Source organism: Dyadobacter jejuensis (genome assembly GCF_003149085.1).
GTDB lineage: Bacteria > Bacteroidota > Bacteroidia > Cytophagales > Spirosomataceae > Dyadobacter > Dyadobacter jejuensis.
In genome coordinates this window covers 1-5,546 of record NZ_QGDT01000029.1, presented here as the reverse complement: position 1 = coordinate 5,546, position 5,546 = coordinate 1, and the positions used below count along the sequence as shown (strand labels likewise).

Genomic DNA, 5,546 nt, shown 5'->3' with positions numbered 1-5,546 from the left:
TTACGGTGCGCTGAGTACTTCTTACAGAAGGCCTTGCCCAGGGCTTCTACAAGGGTACTATCAGACTTCTTAACAAAGAGGTTATCGATAAAACGCAGCTCCTTGTTTGACTCCTGAGCCACAACCATACAGGTAAATGAGGCGTTAAAGTCCAAGCTAATATCAAGGGGTTTAAGCACATCATAATCCGTACGTTTATGAATGTAGAGCCTTTTCTGATCATCAAACTGGTAGTCGTACATTTCGCTGTAGGTGTGTTTGGCATAGGACAGACCCGAGTAGTAGGCGTTTTCCAGCTTCTCTATCCGCCGGTTAAGCACCTCGATTTCAAAGGCCATTTCTGTTTCTGAGGCCTCCCGTTCCGATTCGATCCAGTTACCCGGTAGATTCATTAGGTTATCGTAAGGAGTCGACTCCATAAAGAAATACCGCTGGGGGTCTTTTTTCATAAGCTCCTCAGTCCGGTAAATCCATTGCTGCTCCGGAGTCCAGGCTGCAGAGGTAAAATCGGCAATCAACCAATGCAAGGGATGATTCAGGCCTTTGCGGTGCTTGCGTCGATCTTTGTAGCTGAACTTATTGGCACGTACTGTTTTACGTAGTACCGTATTGTAAAACGATTCCTTCAGCCTGAAGGATTCATCCATAAAGAGCTGATCTAGGTTAAGACCGCGAGCCGTATCGGCGCGATCTGCAGATAGGAACACGACCGTAAATCCATTTTTGAAAGACATACAGTTTTCGTAGGTATTGATACCTTCCCAAGGCTGCCACCATCCATCCGGAGGACGGCGATTGATCACATAATGGCCCCAGGGCCTGTGCTTAGGCTCATATTCATGCAATCCATATTCCTCCAGAACCTTACGGCTCTGGGAAAGAACCACGTCCTGGACATGGCGGAAGGTCATGGAGGCTAGGCCCAGCTTGGCCCTGGGCAACTCCAGAGCGCTCTCAGCCAGCAGCCGCATAAGCACGTTGGTTTTTCCAGAACCCCTACCTCCGTTAAATGTGGCACGGAATCCAGTTTGATAGCCGAGACCATTAGCACCCATGAAATCAGCTTGGTTGTCCATGACCGTAAAAAGGAACCGAGCCTGGGCAGGGTTAGGGTGCAGTTTTAGTACTGTTGGATCGTCAAGGTATTTGCTCACTTTCGACATCGATCACCTCCCTTCCGTTTGCTGCAGAACCACTACCTATATTTTCAGTACTGCCCGTATGGATATCACCATTGACCACATAAACCCTGGTACCGGTAGGCATGGACACATCGGGTGGAATGATGTTGTCGACCTGGTCGAGCTTATGGAGTTTGGAAAGCTGCGCTGCCGCCTTTAAGATCGTTTCCGAGTTCTTTTCCCGGATCCCGATGCTCAGGGCGATGTGGGCGGCCTCGATCAGGGTTTTGGTGATACCACGCTTGTCGAGCTCATAGGCGTCACCCCATAGCTCGTAGGCATCACGTAGGATCTGGTAGGCATGCGTTTTCTCATGGCCATACTCGTTATGCAGCATGGTAACGACCTGAGCCGGAGAAAACATCTTACTAGCCCAGCTCCAGGCCTTCTGCATTTTTTCGAAATACTGCTGATCCCGGACCGACAGCCGGCCCTTATTGACCAGGTGATCCTTAAATTTGTCCATCTTGTGGACTCCCTTTTCTGGTGGCGAAAAGGGCATTATCTGAGTTCTATCGTCCATAAATCAAAAAGTCACAGGACTAAGATGCACTGTGACTTTTGAATTTAATTGGACTGTAATGCTGTACTGAAGTCTGACTTTTGAATTAGGAAAATCGCTTTTCTATTAGGCTGAGTATTATGATATCAGCGTAACTGCGTTAATTCCCTATGCCATAAATTTATATTGATTTTAAAAGAATCAGGAAGTCTAATAAATCACCGATCCAAAAAATTCGTTTTCCCCGGAGGGTGAATTCCTTGAAAAGTGATTACTGTGTAGCTTTATTATGCCTTTTTCAATTTTGGTATTTTATTGAGTGCTATCGTTATACAGATTTGCGACGGTCGGGATTTTTCCAACAAATGTTTATTCAGAGCACAAAAACTTTTGACTATCATTGGACTGACTGCGGAACACGAAACCCCACCTAATACAAATGTGCTTTAAGCTATAATGCTTATTAAGTCAGCCATTCGTCTCGCCATTTGTCTAAGTCTATTTGTTCGTCTATTTCATATGGAAACAATAAAGAATTAACCATGTCAACAATCATATGTTTTAGATCATTCATTACACTACCTCCAGTCATTGTCGAAACGATTGTCCCGCCAGTCCCCACACCATGCGGCTCTAGAACAAGTCTATTCCACAGAAACCTACTTGAAATTAATTCACTAAAATATTTTTTAGGCGTCAAATTATTGAAATGCCCTTTAGGGTAAAATGTTGAAAGTTCTATTAATACTTCTTCGTAAAAATCAACCATGTCGTAATTTCCTTGGTTCATAGTCATTGTTACACCTGTATCCCATTTGGTTCGTGCAATTGTCAGTTGTGCATTGTGTACGATAAGAATTTTATCTAAATAGTCCTTTAAAAGATTAGGGTCGTCATACGTTTTGTAATTTAAATAATCCTCCTCGTTGATTACATTTACGATTACTGTTTCTGTCGAACCGGTTACGGTCTGTATTGAAGCGATTTCGTCTGCTTTTGCCTTTCTATTTCTAACTCTTTCATGCCAGTCATTCCGATATTTGAAAATTTGGTTTGCTTCAAGTTTTCTCCCAAAGCCGCCTTTTATCATTGTTTGGTCGTGACACTCAAAACAAAGCACAGAAAGATTGCCTAGAGTGTTATTTGAAGGATCTTCATCAACATGATGAATTTGAACTTGTTTCCCTCTTATATTACAAACACAACAAGTTCTGTCTGATATAAAAAGTATTTCAGCAGCAATATCGTCAGGAATTGGAACTCTTTTTTTTTTAGCCATTCTTTTCGATGTATATAGTCTTTTAGTTTGCAGTATGGATGGTTGCCGCATGCGGGAGGTTTCCTATCAAGTCACACAAAAGTTTGAACGAGCTACAACCCTTTACTAGCTAACTTTTCCGGCTTTATTTTCAAACGGCGTATTGTGTGGATCTATTTTTAGCTTTACCGATATTTAAATCCTTCTTCTAGTTCTCTTTTCAGAAAAGATTGTTTTCTCAAAGATATAATATATAATTTCAGTAGTTCCCATACCACTTAAATCAAATACATGATTTTCATATTCATGAAAATATTTCAAGTATAGAGTCGGTGACCCTTTGTAAAAATCTATGAATAAATACGAGACATAGTCATAAATTCCTAGATCTGCGAATTCATTAAGAATATTTTGATTATGAAGGGTACATGTTCCTTTTTTAGTTTCATATCCCGACATATCAAAACGTTGGTGTTCCTTCTTCATTAATTCTTTGTCAATATGTCTTAATTGACTTATCAGATAACTGTTAAAAGCTAGACGAGCACGAATGAAATTTAATACGTCTTTTTTCGTTTTCTTCTTCAGCATTTCTGCTGTTTCACTTTTACTTTTAGTATTTTCATATATAACTATAGCCAATTTCAACCATCTTGGTAACTCATTGTTCGGTTGAGTAGATGATTTGATACTATCTGCCGTATTCCCAGTTATTTCGGCCAGGTTAGCGTTAGTATAACCTAATCCATCCTTCATTTCTTTAAATCTTTGATGCCAATCCATAATTTATTTTTTTTAAATTCGAACCAAAAGTAATATTATAATTACATAATCCAAATTAAAAGTAAATATATTATCACTACGACTAAGTTGTATAGGTTAACCACAGCGTTCAGAAACTACCCGAAAGGCGAGATTTTGTCGAAAAACTTGATTCGAAGATAATAACTCTTCAAACGTAAAACTGTCAAACAAAGCAAGAAACCCAGCCTTTTGGGTAGCTGTTATTAGCAGCAGTTATTCAATCTTTTTGAGTTCTTCAATAATCCCCGGTGCAATTTGTTTTGCAAAATCGATTTCCGCTACTGTTAATTTTTGCTCGTCACCATGAATAGCAGGTGAAGCAATTGAATACAAATTTCTTATTACCTTGTGTTGATTTGGGGAAATTAATTGTTGTTCGACAAGCCTTGTAAGCATAGTCATTATTGGTCTTGGTCTTTCGTCATCAATGAATTTTGAAGATATTCTTCTAAGTTCCTTTTCTATGTTATAACGGACGCCAAAAAGAAACTGAACATCCTGTGAAATGTCAATATTATGTTCATTATCCTGTTTTTTAATTCCAAGTTCCTGAATAGTTTTTCTTATAATGTCTTTGTCAAAATTGATTTCCTTATCTGGCTTTGGTTCTCCTAAAAACATTTTTTGAAAACTTTCATCTGTCTTATAATCACTTGGTGCATAAATCACTTTGGTATTGAAATTTAATGTCAGAAAGAAAAGAATAATTAATAATGTTGGGAATACGATAACGAACCAGATAAATGTCTGCTGTAAATCTTTGTCAACAAGTCCAATTGAAACTGTTGCGTTGATTTCTGCCAATGCTGCAAAAATTGCAATTATTGTTAATGGGTTTGAGATAAATTTTACTTTTTCAGTCATAGTTCGTTATCTGGTTAATTACAGCTACCATTTTTGATTATAAACTCTATTACGTCTAACCCACTTAAGTTTTCATTGAGAGAATACTCAAACCTCTTTTAATCAATATTATAATACCTTCGCTACAATAGCAGGTTCTCGTCGTTTGTAAACATATGATAGCGGATATTCTTAGATCCTCTTTAAAATCTCTAAACATACTGCAAAAAATCCAATCCTCCAGCAATATTTGTTATTAAGTTATTTAACGGTTTCAATTCAATTTCATACCAAAACAAGGAAGCTTCAAAAGATAAAGCCTCCTTGTTATATCCTATAATCAAAACAACCCCATTCCTCCAGGATCACTCACGGCCTTAGCGGCTCGTTCTCTAAAGATGTCCTCTTTGTCTTGGGGAGTATGGTTTACCAGGTTGGTACCCTCCCTAAAGAAGTGGCCCCAGCCTCGTTTGAGCTGCCGGCCTTTGTCGTTATGCTTGTCATAGGCAAAGTCTGGAATGGGGAGCTTTCTGTATTGGTGGGTGAGCCAGGCCCAGAGCAAGGCCCAGTCAATAAGCCGGCTTTTGCGGCTACGGCAGAGTAGAAGCACCGCATGGGTCATAAAGAGGCGCTGCGGCTCGTTCTTATCCTCCTTCTTTTTGGCCTGCTCCTTAAACATGCAGTAAAGGGCCCAGATCTCAGAGGAGATCACCGGCTCCGCAAGGCCCACATCCTCACTGCTCATGATTCTTAACCGTTTCCACACATATTCGGAATAGCCACTGTTGTACAGCTCTACCGCCCAGTAAAGGGCTTCATCTTCCATGCCCCTACGGATACACTTCTGCAGGGCCGAGCTGCATTCAAAAAAATCATATTTATTGGCCGTTATAATATCGTACTTTCCCATTGTATTTACTTTTTAGCTACTTTTGTAATGCTTAGAATTGTTAAGATT

6 protein-coding genes are annotated in these 5,546 nt (G+C 39.9%); all 6 read right to left on the bottom strand.

Annotated elements, in window-relative coordinates:
- A partial coding sequence (locus tag CLV98_RS22710; RefSeq protein ID WP_146202341.1) for a terminase large subunit domain-containing protein occupies window positions 1-1,154 on the bottom strand: 1,154 nt, incomplete at its 3' end.
- Window positions 1,138-1,704: a hypothetical protein gene (locus tag CLV98_RS22705; protein ID WP_146202340.1), complete on the bottom strand. Its 567-nt coding sequence runs from the start codon at window positions 1,702-1,704 to the stop codon at window positions 1,138-1,140. The genes CLV98_RS22705 and CLV98_RS22710, both read right to left, overlap by 17 nt.
- 442 nt (window positions 1,705-2,146) lie before the next feature.
- Complete coding sequence (locus tag CLV98_RS22700) at window positions 2,147-2,962, bottom strand: HNH endonuclease signature motif containing protein (RefSeq protein WP_146202339.1); 816 nt, start codon at window positions 2,960-2,962, stop codon at window positions 2,147-2,149.
- A gap of 174 nt (window positions 2,963-3,136) precedes the next feature.
- A complete protein-coding gene (locus CLV98_RS22695; protein WP_211320112.1) occupies window positions 3,137-3,724 on the bottom strand; it encodes a hypothetical protein in 588 nt (195 codons plus the stop codon).
- Between the two features lie 234 nt (window positions 3,725-3,958).
- On the bottom strand, window positions 3,959-4,609 hold the full coding sequence (locus CLV98_RS22690; RefSeq protein ID WP_109678362.1) for a hypothetical protein: 651 nt from the start codon (window positions 4,607-4,609) through the stop codon (window positions 3,959-3,961).
- Between the two features lie 319 nt (window positions 4,610-4,928).
- Complete coding sequence (locus CLV98_RS22685) at window positions 4,929-5,498, bottom strand: AAA family ATPase (protein WP_109678360.1); 570 nt, start codon at window positions 5,496-5,498, stop codon at window positions 4,929-4,931.
- Between the last annotated feature and the right edge of the window lie 48 nt (window positions 5,499-5,546).